We start from the raw sequence: 18,197 nt of genomic DNA on the forward strand, positions 1-18,197 counted from the left end.
CCCATCAGCAGGTCAAGACAGGAGGCTCCCATGAGCGGAACACGCATTTCTTTCTACAACCTGGCCTGGCGTTGGCATTTCTATGCGGGGCTGTTCGTCGCGCCCTTCATGATCCTGTTGGCGATCACCGGGATCATCTACCTGTTCAAGCCACAGCTCGATCCTTTGATGTACCGCGACCTGATGGTGGTCGAAGCCGGTACGCAGCGACAGGGTGCCGACACCCTGTTGGCCGAAGTGCGCCAGGCCTATCCACAGGGGCACGTGGGCCAGTACCTGCCGCCCGTCGATGCCGAGCGCAGTGCGCAGTTCGTGGTGCACGAGGGCGCTCGCGAGCTCAACGTCTTCGTTGACCCCTATACCGGCAAGATCCTCGGCGACCAGGACGCCAAGCAGAACCTGCAGGCTATCGCCCGGGCCCTGCACGGCGAGCTGATGGTCGGCACGGTCGGCGACAGGCTGGTCGAGCTGGCTGCCGGCTGGGGTATCGTGCTGGTGGTGTCTGGCCTGTACCTGTGGTGGCCGCGAGGGCGCAGCGGTGGCGGCGTGTTGTGGCCCAGGCTGTCTGCCCGTGGCCGCGTGTTGTGGCGCGACCTGCACGCAGTAAGCGGCTTCTGGGGCTCGGCGCTGTTGCTGATGATGCTGCTCAGCGGCATGACCTGGACCGGGCTGTGGGGCAAGCAGTACGCCGATCTGTGGAACCGCTTCCCGGCGGCCATGTGGAACGACGTGCCCAAGTCGGACCAGCAAGCGCGTGAACTCAACAGCGCCCATCGCCAGACCGTGCCCTGGGCCATGGAGAACACCCCAATGCCACAATCCGGTGCCCATGCCGAACATGCTGGGCATCACATGATGTCCAACGCGCCAGCGGCGCCCCAAGTGAGCGTGCAGCAGGTCGAGGACATCGCCACCGCCCGCCAGGTCGAACCCGGCTACAGCATCACGCTACCGACCACGGCCGAAGGCGTATTCACCGTCTCGGTGTTCGCCGACGATCCGCGCAACGATGCCACCCTGCACGTGGATCAGTACAGCGGCAAGGTTCTGGCCGACGTGCGCTGGCACGACTACAGCCCGGTGGCCAAGACCACCGAACTGGGTGTGATGCTGCATGAAGGCAAGATGTTCGGGGCACTGAACCAGATCATCATCCTGCTGGTGTGCCTGATGATTCTGCTGGGTTCGGTCAGCGGCCTGGTGATGTGGTGGAAGCGCCGGCCAGCAGGTGGCCTGGGCGTGCCGCCACTGCGCCATGACCTGCCGCGCTGGAAGACGGCGGTGGCAGTGATGCTGGTGCTCGGGGTGATGTTCCCGCTGGTGGGAGTGTCGATGGTCGTGATGTGGGGGGTGGACAGCCTGGTGCTGCGGCGCCACCGGGCGTTGGCCAATGCCTGAATCTCGATAGGTGCCGGCCCTTTCGCGGGTTTTCCCGCGAAAGGGCCGCCGCGGGGCACAGGCTGCCACCCAAAAAACGAGTCGATCTGTCACGCACACATCTGGAACGAGCGTGTTAGCCTAGCCGGCTACCTCTGAAAAGAAGACCGACTCTCGATGGAATGCAGCCCATGACCCGGACCTCATCTCCTCCTGCTGAAGATCAGCACCTGCAACGCAACCTCAGCAACCGCCACATCCAACTGATCGCCATTGGCGGCGCGATCGGCACCGGCCTGTTCATGGGCTCGGGCAAGACCATCAGCCTGGCAGGCCCTTCGATCATCTTCGTCTACATGATCATCGGCTTCATGCTGTTCTTCGTCATGCGCGCCATGGGCGAGCTGCTGCTGTCGAACCTCAACTACAAGTCGTTCATCGACTTCTCTGCCGACCTGCTCGGCCCATGGGCGGGCTACTTCACGGGTTGGACCTACTGGTTCTGCTGGGTAGTCACCGGCATTGCCGACGTGGTCGCCATCGCCGCATACACCCAGTTCTGGTTCCCCGAACTGCCGCAGTGGATACCCGCGCTGACCTGCGTGGCGGTGCTGCTGTCGCTGAACCTGGTGACCGTGAAAATGTTCGGTGAACTCGAGTTCTGGTTCGCCCTGATCAAGATCGTCGCCATCCTCGGCCTGGTCGCCACCGGCCTGTACATGGTCGTGACCGGTTTCAACGCACCTAGCGGCCATACCGCGCAACTGGCCAATCTGTGGAACGACGGCGGCATGTTCCCCAATGGCCTGATGGGCTTCTTCGCAGGCTTCCAGATTGCCGTGTTCGCCTTCGTCGGCATCGAGCTGGTCGGTACCACCGCTGCTGAAGCGAAGAACCCAGAGCGCACCCTGCCACGGGCGATCAACTCGATCCCGGTGCGGATCATCGTGTTCTATGTCCTGGCGCTGGTCGCGATCATGGCCGTGACCCCATGGCGCGAGGTGGTGCCGGGCAAGAGCCCGTTCGTCGAGCTGTTCGTGCTGGCGGGTTTGCCGGCGGCGGCAAGCATCATCAACTTCGTGGTGCTGACCTCGGCAGCGTCGTCCGCCAACAGCGGCGTGTTCTCCACCAGCCGCATGCTCTATGGCCTGTCCCAGGAAGGCGATGCACCCAAGGCATTCGAGAAATTGTCGAGCCGCTCGGTGCCGGCCAACGGCCTGTACTTCTCCTGCACCTGCCTGCTGCTCGGGGCAGTGTTGATCTACCTGGTACCCAACGTGATCGAGGCATTCACCCTGGTGACCACCGTGTCGGCGGTGCTGTTCATGTTCGTGTGGACGCTGATCCTGCTGTCATACCTGAAGTACCGCAAGCACCGCGCGGCGCTGCACCAGGCTTCGATCTACAAGATGCCTGGCGGTCGTTTCATGTGCTACGTCTGCCTGGCGTTCTTCGCGTTCATCCTGGTGCTGCTGAGCCTGGAAGCGGACACCCGCTCTGCGCTGGTGGTGACGCCGATCTGGTTCCTGCTGCTGGCGGTGACCTATCAGTTCGTACGCAGCAAGCGGCATCCGCGTGCAGCCGTGAGTGAAGCGTCCAACAGCTGATACAACCCTTGGGGCTGCTACGCGGCCCCAATCCTGTGCACGCCAAAAGCGCAGGCACCAAATCGGATCCACTTCACGCCCTAATACCTCGCACAACCCCTCTATTGTGCACCTTCTGCCACTAGGCACACCCCTTGCAAAGCCCCTCCCCGCTTGCCCAACACCATAAAAAACTCAGCGGAGAGAGCACATGAAGCGTCGCAGTCTGATCAAGGCCTTTACCCTCAGCGCATCGCTCGCGGCGATGGGCCTGAGCTGGAGCATCCAGGCCGCCGAAACCATCAAGGTCGGCATCCTGCATTCTTTGTCCGGGACCATGGCGATTTCCGAGACATCGCTCAAGGACATGGCGCTGATGACCATCGACGAGATCAACGCCAAGGGCGGGGTCAACGGCAAGATGCTCGAGCCGGTGGTGGTCGACCCGGCCTCCAACTGGCCGCTGTTCGCCGAAAAGAGCCGCCAACTGCTGACCCAGGACAAGGTCGCCGTGGTGTTTGGTTGCTGGACTTCGGTGTCGCGCAAGTCTGTGCTGCCGGTGTTCGAGGAGCTCAATGGCCTGCTGTTCTACCCGGTGCAGTACGAGGGTGAAGAGATGTCGCCCAACGTGTTCTACACTGGCGCCGCGCCGAACCAGCAGGCCATCCCGGCCGTGGAATACCTGATGAGCGAGGACGGCGGCAGCGCCAAGCGCTTCTTCCTGCTGGGTACCGACTATGTCTACCCACGTACCACCAACAAGATCCTGCGCGCCTTCCTGCACAGCAAGGGCGTGGCGGACAAAGACATCGAAGAGGTCTACACGCCGTTCGGCCACAGCGACTACCAGACCATCGTCGCCAACATCAAGAAGTTCTCCGCCGGTGGCAAGACTGCGGTCATTTCCACCGTCAACGGCGACTCCAACGTGCCGTTCTACAAGGAACTGGCCAACCAGGGCCTGAAGGCCACCGACGTGCCGGTGGTGGCCTTCTCGGTGGGTGAGGAAGAGCTGCGCGGTATCGACACCAAGCCACTGGTGGGCCACCTGGCCGCGTGGAACTACTTCGAGTCGGTGGATAACCCAGTCAACCAGAAGTTCGTCGCCGACTGGAAAGCCTATGCCAAGGCCAAGAACCTGCCAGGCGCCGACAAGGCAGTGACCAACGACCCGATGGAGGCCACTTACGTGGGCATCCACATGTGGGCACAGGCTGCCGAGAAGGCCAAGTCGACCGATGTCGACAAGGTCCGCGAAGCCCTGGCCGGGCAGACCTTCAAGGCACCGTCGGGCTTCACCCTGACCATGGACAAGACCAACCACCACCTGCACAAGCCCGTGATGATCGGCGAGATCCAGGATGACGGGCAATTCAGCGTGGTGTGGGAAACCGAGCAGCCGCTGCGTGCACAGCCGTGGAGCCCGTTCATTCCGGGCAATGAGAAGCGGCCGGACTACGCGGTGAAAGGTAACTGAGTGCATTGGGGCCGCTTTGCGGCCCATTCGCGGGTAACCCAGCGTCCACAGAGACCGCACCCTATTCAAACTGTGCAGCGTACCTGTGGGAGCGGGTTGACCCGCGAAGAATCCACCGCCGATTTCCAGGATTACCCGCATGCTCAGACTGCTGCTCACCCTGCTCCTGCTGATGCCCTTGGCAACCCAGGCCAACGAGGGCGAATTCTTCCTCACCGCCAAGCCCGCCGAGCAGGCTCGCCTGCTCGAAGGCTGGGCGGCGCAACCCGATGCCGCGCGTCTTGCGCTGCTGGAAAACCTTCGTCAGGGCCGCATCGCCGAAGGTGATAGCCGCAAAGTCCGCCTCAACAACCGCCTGCGCGGGCTGATCGACAACGCCCTGGCCAGCCACCAACTGCTGAGCGACAACCGCGACACGCGTCTGACCGCCGCCCAGCAACTGCAGAAAAGCGCACAACCGGCGCAAATGGCCTTTCTCGACCGGCGCTTCGCCAGCGAGCAGGACGCCGCCGTGCATGCCGCGCTCGGCCTGGCACTGGCCAACCTGCAATTAGGCGCCAGCGAACCGGCCGTGCGCCTGGCAGCCGTGCGCCTGCTCGGCGAAACCGGCGACCCCCTGGCCCGTACCCGGCTGGAAGCGCTGTTGCAACCTGACGCCGAACGCGACCCCGGCGTGCGTACCGCGGCCGAAACCAGCCTGGCCCAGGTCAAACGCAAGCTGCTGGCAGGCGAATTGCTCGGCCAGGCCTTCAGCGGGCTGTCCCTGGGCTCGATCCTGCTGCTGGCCGCCCTGGGCCTGGCGATCACCTTCGGCCTGCTCGGGGTGATCAACATGGCCCACGGCGAGATGTTGATGCTGGGCGCCTACAGCACCTACATGGTCCAGGTGCTGCTGCAACGCTATGCACCGGGCGCCATCGAGTTCTATCCACTGATCGCTTTGCCTGTGGCCTTCGCTGTCAGCGCCGGGGTCGGCATGGCGCTGGAACGTACCGTCATCCGCCACCTCTACGGCCGGCCGCTGGAAACCCTGTTGGCGACCTGGGGCATCAGCCTGATCCTGATCCAGGCCATTCGTCTGATCTTCGGCGCGCAGAACGTCGAAGTGAGCAACCCGGCATGGTTGTCCGGTGGCATCCAGGTGCTGCCTAACCTGGTGCTGCCATACAACCGCCTGGTGATCATCGGCTTCGCCCTGGCGGTGGTACTGCTCACCTGGCTGCTGCTCAACCGCACCCGACTGGGGCTGAACGTGCGTGCCGTGACCCAGAACCGCAACATGGCGGCCTGCTGCGGCGTTTCCACCGGGCGCGTCGACATGCTCGCCTTCGGCCTCGGCTCTGGTATTGCGGGGCTCGGCGGCGTGGCCTTGAGCCAGGTCGGCAACGTTGGCCCGGACCTGGGCCAGAGCTACATCATCGATTCGTTCCTGGTGGTGGTGCTCGGCGGTGTCGGCCAGCTCGCCGGCAGCCTCTGGGCAGCCTTTGGCCTGGGCATCGCCAACAAGCTGCTGGAGCCGCAGATTGGCGCGGTACTCGGCAAGATCCTCATCCTTGCGTTGATCATTCTGTTCATCCAGAAACGCCCGCAAGGCCTGTTCGCCCTCAAGGGACGGGTAATCGACTGATGAACCAGCCTCTGCTTGTTACCGCTTCGCAAAAGGCCGGGCCACGCCTGACCCTGGCCATCGGTGCCCTCGTCGTGCTGGTGCTGGTGGCCCTGCCACTGCTGTCACTGCTGCCGGCGGACAACGCCCTGCAGGTCTCGGCCTACACACTGACGCTGGTCGGCAAGATCCTCTGCTATGCCATCGTCGCGCTGGCACTGGACCTGGTGTGGGGGTATGCCGGCTTGCTGTCCCTTGGTCATGGCCTGTTCTTCGCCCTGGGGGGCTACGCCATGGGCATGTACCTGATGCGACAGGCCGCTGGCGACGGCTTGCCTGGGTTCATGACATTCCTGTCGTGGAACGAGCTGCCCTGGTACTGGGCTGGAACCCAGCACTTCGCCTGGGCGCTATGCCTGGTAGTGCTGGCACCTGGGCTGCTGGCGCTGGTGTTCGGTTTCTTCGCCTTCCGTTCGCGGATCAAGGGCGTGTATTTTTCGATCATGACCCAAGCGCTGACCTTCGCCGGCATGCTGCTGTTCTTCCGCAACGAGACGGGCTTCGGTGGCAACAACGGGTTCACCAGCTTCCGCACCATCCTGGGCTTCGACATCGCCGCCCAGGGCACCCGGGCGGTTCTGTTCCTGCTGACGGTCGGCCTGCTGCTGGCGAGCCTGTACCTGTGCTGGCGTCTGACCCAGAGCAAGTTCGGACGCTTGCTCACCGCCGTGCGCGATGCCGAGAACCGCCTGATGTTCTGCGGTTACGACCCGCGCGGGTTCAAGCTGCTGGTGTGGGTGCTCAGCGCGGTTCTATGCGGCCTGGCCGGCGCCTTGTACGTGCCCCAGGTAGGCATCATCAACCCCAGCGAGATGTCGCCGACCAACTCCATCGAAGCCGCGGTATGGGTCGCCCTGGGTGGCCGTGGCACGCTGATCGGCCCGTTGCTCGGCGCCGGCCTGGTCAATGGCATGAAGAGCTGGTTCACCGTGGCATTCCCGGAATTCTGGCTGTTCTTCCTCGGCGCGCTGTTCATCCTCGTCACCCTTTACCTGCCCAAGGGGGTGGTCGGCCTGTTGAAAAAAAGGAGCCAGCCATGAAAGGCGTCCCCCCTGTGCATCCGGAGTTCATGCTCGAACCGGTTTTCGACAACCTCGGCCCCAGCCGTGACGCCATCGGCCTGGGCCAGCGTCGCAAGGCCGGCCTGGATACCCGCCACGGCACGGTGCTGAGCCTGGAAGACATCAGCGTGAGCTTCGATGGCTTCAAGGCCCTCAACGCGCTGAACCTCTACATCGGCGTCGGCGAGTTGCGGTGCATCATCGGCCCCAACGGGGCGGGCAAGACCACGATGATGGACGTGATCACCGGCAAGACCCGTCCGGACACCGGCAGTGCCTACTTCGGCGACACCCTCGACCTGACCCGCATGAGCGAGTACCAGATCGCCCAGGCCGGGATCGGCCGCAAGTTCCAAAAGCCGACGGTGTTCGAGGCGCTGACGGTGTTCGAGAACCTGGAGCTGGCGCTCAAGACCGACAAATCGGTCTGGGCCAGCCTCGCGGCGCGCTTGAGCGGCGAACAGCGCCAGCGCATCGAAGAGGTGCTCAGCACCTTGCGCCTGCTGCCCTTGGCTCAGCGCCAGGCGGGGTTGCTGTCCCATGGCCAGAAGCAGTTCCTGGAGATCGGCATGCTGCTGGTGCAGGAGCCGCAATTGCTGTTGCTGGACGAGCCGGTGGCCGGCATGACCGATGCCGAGACCGAGTTCACCGCCGAACTGTTCAAGGGTCTGGCCGGCAAGCACTCGCTAATGGTGGTGGAACATGACATGGGGTTTGTCGGCAGCATTGCCGACCATGTGACGGTGTTGCACCAGGGCAGTGTGCTGGCGGAGGGATCGCTGGAGCAGGTGCAGGCCAATGAGCGGGTGGTCGAGGTGTATCTGGGCCGATGATTCTCCGGTGGCTGTGCCAGCCTCTTCGTGGTTTACCCGCAAAGCGGCTGGCATGAGCACTGCAACCATTTCAGGAATTCTCACATGCTGAAAATCGACTCCCTGCACCAGTTCTACGGCGGCAGCCACATCCTCCGAGGCTTGTCCTTCGAGGCCAAGGTCGGCGAGGTCACCTGGCTGCTCGGGCGCAACGGCGTGGGCAAGACCACCCTGTTGCGCTGCTTGATGGGGCTGGTGCCAGCCCGCGAAGGCAGCATCGAATGGGAAGGCAAGGCCATCACCACGCTCAAGCCCCAGCAACGGGTGCATGCCGGTATCGCCTATGTGCCCCAAGGCCGCGAGATTTTTCCGCGCCTGACCGTCGAGGAGAACCTGCTGATGGGCCTGTCGCGCTTCCCGGCCCGCGAAGCCCGTGAAGTGCCCGCGTTCATCTACGAGCTGTTCCCAGTGCTCGAACAGATGAAACAACGGCGGGGGGGCGATCTCTCCGGCGGCCAGCAGCAACAGCTGGCCATCGGCCGCGCGCTGGCCAGCCGCCCACGCCTGCTGATCCTCGACGAGCCCACCGAAGGCATCCAGCCCTCGGTGATCAAAGAGATCGGCGCAGTGATCCGGCGCCTGGCAGCGCGCGGCGACATGGCCATCTTGCTGGTGGAACAGTTCTACGACTTCGCCGAGGCGCTGGCGGACCAGTACCTGGTCATGGCCCGTGGTGAGATCGTGCAACGGGGTCGTGGCGAAAACATGCAGGCAGAAGGTGTGCGCGGGCTGGTAACCATTTAATCTGCAGCCATCGATCCTGCGAGACGCTGTCATGAGTTACGAAATCCGCGACGCCCTGCCCGCCGATGTGCCGGGCATCCTCGACATCTACAACGACGCGGTGCGCAACACCACGGCCATCTGGAACGAAACACCGGTCGACCTGGCCAACCGCCAGGCCTGGTTCGAAGCCCGGGCACAACAGGGGTATCCGATCCTGGTGGCCGTGGATGACAGCGGTGTACTGGGTTATTCCTCGTTCGGTGACTGGCGGCCATTCGAGGGCTTTCGCCATACCGTGGAGCACTCGGTGTACATCCGCGACGATCAGCGTGGCAAAGGACTCGGGCCGCAGCTGATGAGTGCGCTGGTCGAGCGTGCCCGGGGTTGTGGCAAGCATGTGATGGTGGCGGCCATCGAGAGCGGCAATGCGGCGTCGGTGCGCCTGCATGAACGGCTGGGGTTCGTGGTGACCGGGCAAATGCCGCAGGTTGGAGTGAAGTTCGGGCGCTGGCTGGACCTGACCTTCATGCAGTTGCTGCTGACCCCAGGAGCTGAACCACGCTGAAGCGCCTTCCCCTGTGCAAACGGCCTTGCGTCGCGAAAGGGCTGCAAAGCAGCCCCTGCAACCTTGAGGCTGGGCCAGAAATCGGCCGTTACGGCCTAGAGTTGGGTAAACCTGCCCAGGCGCTGCCTCAACATACTGTTCTCACTGCGCAACTGCTGCACCTCCTGCAGTAGTTCCAGCGCCAGGGCCACGCCTTCCCATTCCAGATCCAGCTCCTGGTGCAGCTTGACCGCGCGCCTGGCCAACAGCGGCGCCTGGTCGTCGAACAGCCAGTCTTCCGGCGTTCGCCCCTTTGGTTCAACGATGCCGTGCTCGACGATCTCGATCACGTAATCCTTCGTGATGTTGGCTTCCTGGCACAGGGTGCGCATATCCAGTTGAACGATCAGGGTGCTGCTCATGATCACTTACTCCATTGAGCCCTCGGATTGAACGCTGCCTTCTCGGAAAGCTTGGTCCACAGTTCGCGGGCAGCCTCATTGGATGTGGTCGGCATGACCACCTTGAGCTGCGCGTAAAGGTTGCCGCGCTCGCCCTGTTTGTTCACCAGCCCCATGCCCTTTACGCGCAGGCGCTGGCCGCTCTGGCTATCGGGGCGGATGGTCAGGTTGATCTTGCCCTCCAGGGTCGGCACCTCCACCTTGGTGCCCAGGGCTGCCTCCCACGGTGCCAGCGGCACAGTGACGATCAGGTCATGACCTTCGACATCGAACAGTGGGTGCGGTGCCATGCGAATGGTCAGGAACAGGTCGCCATTGGCCCCGCCACCGCTGCCCGGCGCGCCCTGGCCTTTGAGGCGAATGCGCTCGCCGTCGGTCACCCCGGCGGGAATCTTCACGTTCAGGGTCTTGGTGGTGAACCCAGTGCGCTGGCCTGCACCATTGGTTTGCGGCACCTGGAAGCTGATCTGCTTGGATTCCTTGCTCAGGGTCTCCTCGAGGAAGATCGCCAGTTCCAGTTCCACGTCCTGCCCTCGCCTACCCGCACTGCGCTGTTGACCACGGCCACCGAAGGGGTTGCCGCCACGGGCGCCGAAGATCGAGCTGAAGAAGTCGGAGAAATCGCCGCCTTCGAAACCGCCACCACCCCCCCGGCTTTCCCAGCCTGGGGGCGCCTGGAACGGTCGGCCATGCTGGCCGCCGTACTTGCGAATTTCGTCGTACTCGGCGCGCTTCTGCGCATCGCCCAGCACTTCATAGGCCTCGTTGGCCTCCTTGAATTTCTCCTCGGCGTCGCGCTCCTTGCTGACGTCGGGGTGATACTTGCGCGCCAGCTTGCGGTACGCGGCCTTGATCGCCTTTTCGTCCGCGGTGGCCTCTACGCCAAGTATCTTGTAGTAGTCTTTGAAGTCCATCTATGGATCACCAGTGTGAAATTGCGTGTTGCTTCTGAAGATTGGGGTCAAGCATAGCCTTTCAAGCTTCGCTTGGCTTTGCTCCAAGGCAGACGGCCGGTCTTGATTCTGTTGCCAAGTGGCATAAACTGCGCGGCCGTTTTGCCTCCGGAAGCCTTTTCCCATGTCTGACGTATCACCGGCCCGCGCCCTCGGTATCGACTTCGGCACCTCGAACTCCACCGTCGGCTGGCACCGCCAGGGCGCTTCGTCGCTGATCGCCCTTGAAGATGGCAAGATCACCTTGCCCTCGGTGGTGTTCTTCAACCTCGAAGAGCGCCGCCCGGTGTATGGCCGTCTGGCGCTGCACGAGTACCTGGAAGGCTATGAAGGCCGCCTGATGCGTTCGCTCAAGAGTCTGCTGGGCTCCAAGTTGATCAAGCACGACACCAGCGTGCTGGGCAGCGCCCTGCCGTTCAAGGACCTGCTGGGCATGTTCATCGGCGAGCTGAAAAAACGCGCCGAGGCTGCCGCCGGTCGCGAATTCGAGCACGTGGTGCTGGGCCGCCCGGTGTTCTTCGTCGATGAAGACCCGGCTGCCGACCAAGAGGCCGAGGACACCCTCGCCGAAGTGGCGCGCAAGATCGGCTTCAAGGACGTGTCGTTCCAGTACGAGCCCATCGCCGCGGCCTTCGACTACGAGTCGGGCATCAGCCGCGAAGAGCTGGTGCTTATCGTCGATATCGGCGGTGGTACTTCGGACTTTACCCTGATCCGCCTGTCGCCCGAGCGCCACGAGGTGGCCGAACGCCAGAGCGACATCCTTGCCACCGGCGGCGTGCACATTGGCGGTACCGATTTCGACAAGCAACTGAGCCTGCAAGGGGTGATGCCATTGTTCGGCTATGGCAGCCGGATGAAAAGCGGCGCCCTGATGCCCACCAGCTACCACCTTAACCTGGCCACCTGGCACACCATCAACGCCCTGTACTCGCAGAAGTCGCAACTGGCGCTGGGCAGCATGCGCTACGACATCGAGGATACACTCGGCATCGACCGTCTGTTCAAGCTGATCGAGCAGCGCGCCGGGCACTGGCTGGCGATGGAAGTGGAAGCCAGCAAGATCGAGCTGACCGAGCACGATAGCCGACGCATCGACCTGGGCCGCGTCGAGCGGGAGCTGGGTGTCGACCTGACCCGCACACTGTTCGAAGGCGCTATCGAGGGGTTGCTGGAGCGTGTGCGTGGCAGCGTGACCGAGCTGCTGGGCAAGGCTGGTGTAAGCCCAGCCCAGGTGGACACGGTGTTCTTCACCGGGGGCTCCAGCGGCATTCCCGCGCTGCGCAACAGTGTGGCGGCAATGCTGCCCAATGCCCAGCACGTGGAAGGCAACATCTTCGGCAGTATTGGGAGCGGCTTGGCGATCGAGGCGCGCAAGCGATACGGCGCGGCCTGAATCCTTCCCTGCCTCATCGCCCGCAGCAGCCGGCGAGCCGGCGATGAGGCAGGGGAACCTACACCAGCTCGGCCCGCTTCAACTCACTCTTCAGATACGCGTAGTAAACAGGCCCCGCCACCACCCCTGGCAGCCCGAACGCCGCCTCGAACACCAGCATCGCCAACAGCAGCTCCCAGGCCTTGGCACTGATTTGCCCGCCAACGATCCGCGCATTGAGGAAATACTCGACCTTGTGGATGACGATCAGATAGCCCAAGGCGGCGGCCGCCACCCAGATCGACAGCGACAACCCGACAATGGTGATCAAGGTGTTGGACATCAGGTTGCCGATGACCGGCAGCAGCCCCAGCAGGAAGGTCAACACGATCAGCGTCTTGGTCAACGGCAGGTGCACGCCGAACAGAGGCAGCACCACCGCCAGGAAGATGCCGGTGAACACGGTGTTGAGCAGCGAGATCTTGATCTGTGCGAAGACGATGTTGCGAAACGCCTGCACCAGCAGGCTAAGCCGCTCGAACAGTGCCGCCGCCAGGGGTTTGCGCCGAGAAATGTCGGGAATGCGCTGCAGGGCGACGATGGCACCCAGGATCATGCCGATCAGCAGGGTCACGAACATGTGCGCCATGCCCTTGCCCACCAGCTGCAGGTCGCTGAGGTGGCTTTTGATCCAGTCACCGATGGCGACCTTGAACTCAGCGGCGCTGGCCGGCAGGTAGCCTTCGATGAACGGCGGCAGTTGGCCACGTGCACGCTCTACCAGGCCGATGAACTTGTCTAGCGAGGCACCGGGGTTCTCGGCTTCGTGCAGCAGAAAGCTGAAGGCTCCGGCGATCAGCAGCGCCAGGGTACTGACCACCAAGGTCCCCAGCATGGCCACGGCCAGCCAGCGTGCCCGTTGGCCGGTAATGACCGGCTGCAAGCGTGGCGTGAGCATGTTGACCAGTTCGAACACCAGTAACCCGGCCAGCAGGCTGGGCAGCAACTTGAGGGGCAACGCCAGCAACAGGCCGGCAAATACGATGATCCAACTGGCCAGGTTGATCTGGCGGGGGGTGAAGGTCATACAGCCTCAGCGGCAGACAACGGAAAAGATTCGCAGTCTGCCAGCCTTCGTCCTACAGGCATAGGCACAGGTCATTTCTTCTTCAGGCAGTCGCTCATGAAAGCCTTGCGCTCGTCCCCCTTAAGCGCCTTGGCGGTGGCGTCGGCGTTGCAGGTTTTCATTTTTTCCTGCTGGGTCGCCTTGAGGCACTTGCTCATGAATGCCTTGCGCTCGTCCCCTTTTAGGGCTTGTTCGGTGGCTTCGGCATTGCAGGTTTTCATCTTCTCCTGTTGCGCCGTGGCGGCGAATCCTTGCCCACAGATCAACACACCCAACACCAGCACAGGCACTTGCAGCATCTTCATGGAGTGGTCTCCTTGTCTCCGCGCCCGATGCACGGACATGGGGCTGAGTGTAGTCGTTTTCTCTACAGCCCTGCAGCCTTGAGCCGGGCTGCGTGCTCGGTGAACAGCCGCACCGGATCGGCCCCCTTGCCTACCGCGCCCAGTTGCTGGTTGACGATGTCCAAGTGATCGAGCGGGTAGTCATCACCGATCACCTGCCCCAGATGCGAGCTGAACCGCCCGACCATGCCGTCGCACTGTCCCTTCTCTTTCACGAAGCTGCGGGCGAACAGGCGGCAGAAGCGGTTGCTGCCATCGAACCGGTTGCGGCCCTGGTCGGTCAGCCCCGGCTGCAGCGTTCCCGACCAGGAGTAGTAGCGAACGCCATTGACCTCTACTGGCCCCTCACCACCCCAGGTATGCGGCAAGCCTTGTGGATAAGCCTGGTTGAAGCGTGCAACGCCATCGCTGGTCAGCGACTGGTGCGAGGCATGCACATCGATGGGTAGCGGATCGCGGCGCCAGCTGGTCTCCAGCCACACCAGCAATACCGCCACCCCATGCAGCACCGCCTTGAGCACGCGCCCCTGCGGGGAGTCGCCAGGCGCCACCCGCGCCAGATGATCGGCCAGCTCCGAGCCGTGGTTGGGCCCTGCCACCGAGGTCACTGACGCGATGCGATCTGGCCGTCTGGCCGCCGCATAACGCGCATCCAGGGCGCCTTGGCTGTGGCCGATGAGGTTGACCTTCTCGGCGCCGCTGCGCTGACAGAGCGCTTCGATGATCGCCAGGAGTTGCTCGCCTCGCACCTCGCTGGAGTGCACGGGCGAGACCTGTACCGGAAACACCTGTGCACCGCCGCGACGCAGGGCCGGGACGATGCCGAACCAATAGGGGTAGAGCAGCACCCGCACGAACCCAAGCATGCCCGGCACCAGTACCAGTGGGTATCGCGTTGCCAGTTCCTGCGCCATTGCCTGGCCCCTGTCCTTGGACGATGGACCAACACTACCGCGCAGGCGGCGGGCATCGCAATCGAACTCCTGGCGTGCGCTGTGGTTCCAATCCAGAACAGACCCTTAGCAAGGAGCGGGACCATGTACAAGCAGACCCTGGCGATTCTTCTGGCAAGTGCCACCCTGGCGGCGTGCGGCAGCCGTCCGGAAAACCCGGTGGACTATGTCACCTTCCGTGACGAGCCGCTGGTGAAGCAGGTGGAGAACGGCATGACCATGCAGAAAGTCATCGCCATCGGTGGCAGCCCCTCGAACGTGATCGACCTGCCCCACGGCGGCACCTGCAATGACTACATCCTCAACCGCGATGGGCACCAGCAACCTTACTACGTGCGTTTCGATGCGACCGGCCATGTCGATGCCAAGGGCTTCAAGACCTGCAACCAACGCGAAAAGGACAGCGAAGCTGTCCATGGCGCGTGAACCTTCCTGACACCTGAACACCTGTCCTGATCTGTTTGGAGACCACCATGAGCAACGTTGAACTGACCGATGTGAACACCTTGCGCGCGCGGGCACGCCAGCATGTCGAGCAAGGCGCCGTGACCGAGGGGTACCCTGCTGATCGCGAGAAAATCCTGCGGCTGCTCAACGAGTCGCTGGCCACCGAGCTGGTCTGTACCTTGCGCTACAAGCGGCACTACTTCATGGCCAGTGGTATCAAGGCCAGTGTAGCGGCGCAGGAGTTTCTGGAACATGCCAACCAGGAAGCCGAGCATGCTGACAAATTGGCTGAGCGGATTGTTCAGCTGGGGGGGGAGCCTGATTTCAATCCGGATAACCTCTCGAAGCACTCGCATGCCCAGTATGTAGAGGGTAAATCGCTCAAGGAAATGGTGTTGGAGAACTTAGTAGCGGAACGGATTGCCATCGACAGTTACCGGGAGATCATCCAATACATCGGCGATAAGGATCCAACTACGCGGCGTATTTTCGAAGATATTCTGGCACAGGAAGAAGAGCACGCCGATGACATGTCGGATTTGCTGCAGGGCCTCTGACTGCTTTGCGTAAGAGCGGAACGGTGATGGAACTTCGCCTTGGCACAAGGTTAGGCTGACCCACTTACCACGGGCCAACCATAGGCCGAAAATTTAACTAAAAGCCGGCATTTGTCCCGCGTGAATATCCATTTGCCATGGAGTCGCTTCTTCACCTTTCCGCCCTTCCGGTGGGTTACTTTGGTCGTGGCCAAAGTAACCATAACCGTTGGCCCCTACCATCCAGCCCCTACGTTTCGGGGCTCCCTCACTCCGGCCTCCTGACCTCGTGATGTGTGGTGCCTGGATCCTCGCGCACTAAAAGCAAAGCTCAGCAGCAGCAACGCAACAGCAGAACAAGCGAAGCGCACAGCGCGACCGCGCTATTTCTTCACTGCCGCTGGTGCTTTGCCTGCCTTCATCTGTTGCAATAACGGCGTACATTGATTGGGCTCATCACCGCTACTCGGCGCTATCAATGCCAACAACCCCGCCGCCGGACCAGCAACCACGCCAAGCGCCACCATCCCCGCCCCGCGCAACGCCAACGGCACCGCCTGCACACCCGCACTAGGCTTGGCAAACGGCCCCCGTACATACAATGGCGAGCGCAGCGAGAACAAGCGAACGCCCTTGGACTCCGGTGTGATCTTCAAATCGAGCTGTTCACTGGCAAAGTTGGCCGTACCGTTGATGTAGATGATCGCGTTCTCCGTATCGAAAATGAACAATCGCGTCGTCGCCAACCCATTCTTGATCCCAACGTCCGCGGCTGCGCAGTTGATCTTCACATCTTCATCGCCAAACAACTTGCCAATCACGTAGTTGCCCACGTTCAGCCCAGCGATCTCCATCAGGCTGCGGCTGATAGCGCCGTCATTGATCAACATGCGCAGGTCACCGTTTGCAGTGCCCAACAACGCCGCCACCGAATTGCCACGGCCACTGATGTCGGCATCGCCGTTCAGTTCACCAAAACTGGTCTGCATCGGCGCGAAGCTTGGGAACAGTTGCTTGAGCTTGAACCCCCTGGCAGTCAGTTTGGCGCGCCCCTGCAACGGCACATTGCGACCGTCCAAGCGGATATCCGACGCCAGGTTGCCACCCGCCACACCGAAGCGCAGAGGCTCCAGGCGCAGCAATCCATCGTCGAGCATCACGTGGGCTGACAAATCGGTGAAAGGCAACTGTGCACTGTGGACGATGCGCTTGCCGCTGAAGGTGACGTCGGCATCCATCGCCCGCCAGCGCTCGGTCCTAAACGCCTCCACAGGCAACACCTTGCCCGACGGCTGCTTGCTGGCCCCGCCGCGGGCCTTTTGCTCGGCGTTCGAGTCGGCACCGATCAGCGGTGCCAGGTCCTTGAACAGCAGTTGAGTGGACACCAGGTTCCCCGACAGCTTTGGCCGGGGCTGACTGGCGACGAAGGCCAGGTCGCCATGGATATCACTGTCACCGATCTTGCCGTTGAACGACTGGTAATTGAACGTTGCGCCTTCTGGGGCTCGCAGGTTGGCGCTCAACCGCCCGTCCGTGGAGTACGCCGGGGTGTCCGGCAGGGTCACGCCAGTCAGGGGGTACAAGTTGCCCAGGCTCGCACCCGACAACTTCAGGCGCAAATCCAGCGCGCCAAGATTGCGCGGGTCGGTCAGCGTGCCGCTCAGCACCACATGGGTGTCGGCAATCCGGACGTCGGCTTGCAGCGGGAAGGGTTGGCTGGCGTCCTGCAAGGCCAGCAGCCCGCCCATCTTGCCGGTACCAGACACCGGCTGGCCCTTGTAACGGCCCTGGGCCTTGAGGCCGAAGGCATAATCCTGGGCTCCACCGGCCTTCTCGGCGCGTGCTTTACCGACGATGTCGCCAAATGGGATCGGCTTGCCCAACGGGTCGATCTGCACCTTCATGCTGGTTTTCAATGTCTGGTCATCGACACTGACATTGCCCTGGTCGAAACCGATGGCGCCGATATCCAGTTGCCACTGCGAAGGCGCTTCGTTTTCGTCCTTCGGCCCGAAGTCGAATGTCCAGTTGGCACGGCCGTCAGCTAGCCGTGTGAGGCTGGCGGTCGGCTGGGTCAGGTCGATACGGGGGATGACGATCTGCCGGAAGATCAGCGGCAAGGGCGACAGGCGGAACTCCACACGTTCCAGCCCAACCATCTTCGGCGCCTTCAACCAGTCAGGATTGCCCAAGGTGAGGTCTTCGGCGATGAAGCGCGGCCACGGCACCCAGGCTCTCCAGCCCCCTTCCTCCGGCTCGGTACGCCATTGCACGGCAAGATTGCCATTGATCGCGAAAGGGCGATGCAAGGCTTCGGATACCTTCTCGTTGAGCAGCGGCTTGATGCGGTTCCAGTCGAACGTGGCAATCACCACCAGCACGATCGCCAGTACGGTCACAAGGCTGCTGAGGGTCCAGACGAGGATTCTGGCGGGGCGCGTCATTGCGTGATTCTCCTGACAACATGGCACGAAGCGAGCGCAATGGTGGCACTCAATATCTCGGACTGATGAAAACCAGTGAGGTTTTATCGAGGAGGCCATGATAACCAGGTTTTTCCAGATGCCCCGCTCAGCTTTCCGTCATCTCCAGCCCTTCGCACGCATCACGGAAACAGTGGCCGTTAGCCGTTACCTGCCATGGAAACCCCGTGCTAGAGCGGTTTAAACGTCTATCAATATCGTCGATTGTCA

Annotated in this window: 17 protein-coding genes; 11 read left to right on the top strand and 6 right to left on the bottom strand. The window is 62.5% G+C overall.

All coding sequences use genetic code 11. From position 1 onward, the window contains the following. The first annotated feature begins 30 nt into the window (after nucleotides 1–30). The 8 genes from C4Q26_RS08805 to C4Q26_RS08840 all read left to right on the top strand — a co-directional run bounded on the left by C4Q26_RS08805 (nucleotide 31) and on the right by C4Q26_RS08840 (nucleotide 9,330). Nucleotides 31–1,398, top strand: a complete 1,368-nt coding sequence (locus tag C4Q26_RS08805; RefSeq protein WP_023378526.1) for a PepSY domain-containing protein — start codon at nucleotides 31–33, stop codon at nucleotides 1,396–1,398. 170 nt (nucleotides 1,399–1,568) lie between these two features. Further along, nucleotides 1,569–2,984 (top strand): D-serine/D-alanine/glycine transporter, encoded by a 1,416-nt coding sequence (gene cycA / locus C4Q26_RS08810; protein ID WP_104883002.1) that lies wholly within the window; start codon nucleotides 1,569–1,571, stop codon nucleotides 2,982–2,984. 190 nt (nucleotides 2,985–3,174) lie between these two features. Next, nucleotides 3,175–4,440: an urea ABC transporter substrate-binding protein gene (gene urtA / locus C4Q26_RS08815; RefSeq protein ID WP_023378524.1), complete on the top strand. Its 1,266-nt coding sequence runs from the start codon at nucleotides 3,175–3,177 to the stop codon at nucleotides 4,438–4,440. 139 nt (nucleotides 4,441–4,579) lie between these two features. Next, nucleotides 4,580–6,067, top strand: coding sequence for an urea ABC transporter permease subunit UrtB (urtB, locus tag C4Q26_RS08820; protein WP_023378523.1), 1,488 nt, complete (start codon nucleotides 4,580–4,582; stop codon nucleotides 6,065–6,067). Further along, a complete protein-coding gene (gene urtC / locus C4Q26_RS08825; RefSeq protein WP_023378522.1) occupies nucleotides 6,067–7,146 on the top strand; it encodes an urea ABC transporter permease subunit UrtC in 1,080 nt (359 codons plus the stop codon). Before urtB ends, urtC begins: the two co-directional genes overlap by 1 nt. Further along, complete coding sequence (gene urtD, locus C4Q26_RS08830) at nucleotides 7,143–8,000, top strand: urea ABC transporter ATP-binding protein UrtD (RefSeq protein ID WP_023378521.1); 858 nt, start codon at nucleotides 7,143–7,145, stop codon at nucleotides 7,998–8,000. Before urtC ends, urtD begins: the two co-directional genes overlap by 4 nt. Before the next feature lie 84 nt (nucleotides 8,001–8,084). Further along, entirely contained in the window at nucleotides 8,085–8,783 is a 699-nt protein-coding gene (gene urtE, locus C4Q26_RS08835) for an urea ABC transporter ATP-binding subunit UrtE (RefSeq protein ID WP_104883003.1), read from the top strand. A 31-nt stretch (nucleotides 8,784–8,814) separates the two neighbouring features. Beyond that, nucleotides 8,815–9,330 carry a GNAT family N-acetyltransferase gene (locus C4Q26_RS08840; RefSeq protein WP_023378518.1) on the top strand — a complete coding sequence of 172 codons (516 nt, stop codon included), beginning with the start codon at nucleotides 8,815–8,817 and terminating at the stop codon, nucleotides 9,328–9,330. 95 nt (nucleotides 9,331–9,425) lie between these two features. Here the strand turns inward: C4Q26_RS08840 and C4Q26_RS08845 are convergent, their stop codons facing one another. Together C4Q26_RS08845 and cbpA are read right to left on the bottom strand one after the other, a co-directional pair. Continuing rightward, nucleotides 9,426–9,731, bottom strand: coding sequence for a chaperone modulator CbpM (locus C4Q26_RS08845; RefSeq protein WP_023378516.1), 306 nt, complete (start codon nucleotides 9,729–9,731; stop codon nucleotides 9,426–9,428). A 2-nt stretch (nucleotides 9,732–9,733) separates the two neighbouring features. Next, nucleotides 9,734–10,684, bottom strand: a complete 951-nt coding sequence (cbpA, locus tag C4Q26_RS08850) for a curved DNA-binding protein (protein WP_027907980.1) — start codon at nucleotides 10,682–10,684, stop codon at nucleotides 9,734–9,736. A gap of 163 nt (nucleotides 10,685–10,847) precedes the next feature. Between cbpA and C4Q26_RS08855 the strand changes: the two genes are divergently transcribed. Beyond that, on the top strand, nucleotides 10,848–12,119 hold the full coding sequence (locus C4Q26_RS08855) for an Hsp70 family protein (protein WP_027907979.1): 1,272 nt from the start codon (nucleotides 10,848–10,850) through the stop codon (nucleotides 12,117–12,119). A 58-nt stretch (nucleotides 12,120–12,177) separates the two neighbouring features. On the opposite strand, the gene C4Q26_RS08860 is transcribed toward C4Q26_RS08855, so the two are convergent. The 3 genes from C4Q26_RS08860 to C4Q26_RS08870 form a co-directional block, all read right to left on the bottom strand. Further along, the gene (locus tag C4Q26_RS08860; RefSeq protein WP_023378514.1) at nucleotides 12,178–13,185 is read right to left on the bottom strand and encodes an AI-2E family transporter; all 1,008 of its coding nucleotides are present in this window, start codon (nucleotides 13,183–13,185) and stop codon (nucleotides 12,178–12,180) included. A 71-nt stretch (nucleotides 13,186–13,256) separates the two neighbouring features. After that, nucleotides 13,257–13,529, bottom strand: a complete 273-nt coding sequence (locus C4Q26_RS08865) for a PsiF family protein (protein WP_023378513.1) — start codon at nucleotides 13,527–13,529, stop codon at nucleotides 13,257–13,259. A 62-nt stretch (nucleotides 13,530–13,591) separates the two neighbouring features. After that, nucleotides 13,592–14,482, bottom strand: a complete 891-nt coding sequence (locus tag C4Q26_RS08870) for a triacylglycerol lipase (protein WP_023378512.1) — start codon at nucleotides 14,480–14,482, stop codon at nucleotides 13,592–13,594. Nucleotides 14,483–14,605: 123 nt separating this feature from the next. On the opposite strand from C4Q26_RS08870, the gene osmE reads away from it, so the two are divergent. Then, complete coding sequence (osmE, locus tag C4Q26_RS08875; protein WP_023378511.1) at nucleotides 14,606–14,947, top strand: osmotically-inducible lipoprotein OsmE; 342 nt, start codon at nucleotides 14,606–14,608, stop codon at nucleotides 14,945–14,947. Between the two features lie 47 nt (nucleotides 14,948–14,994). Beyond that, entirely contained in the window at nucleotides 14,995–15,525 is a 531-nt protein-coding gene (locus tag C4Q26_RS08880; protein ID WP_023378510.1) for a bacterioferritin, read from the top strand. Between the two features lie 362 nt (nucleotides 15,526–15,887). Here the strand turns inward: C4Q26_RS08880 and C4Q26_RS08885 are convergent, their stop codons facing one another. After that, the gene (locus C4Q26_RS08885; RefSeq protein ID WP_023378509.1) at nucleotides 15,888–17,948 is read right to left on the bottom strand and encodes an AsmA family protein; all 2,061 of its coding nucleotides are present in this window, start codon (nucleotides 17,946–17,948) and stop codon (nucleotides 15,888–15,890) included. Nucleotides 17,949–18,197 lie beyond the last annotated feature (249 nt).

The organism is Pseudomonas sp. SWI44 (genome assembly GCF_002947915.1).
GTDB classification, from domain to species: Bacteria; Pseudomonadota; Gammaproteobacteria; order Pseudomonadales; family Pseudomonadaceae; genus Aquipseudomonas; species Aquipseudomonas taiwanensis.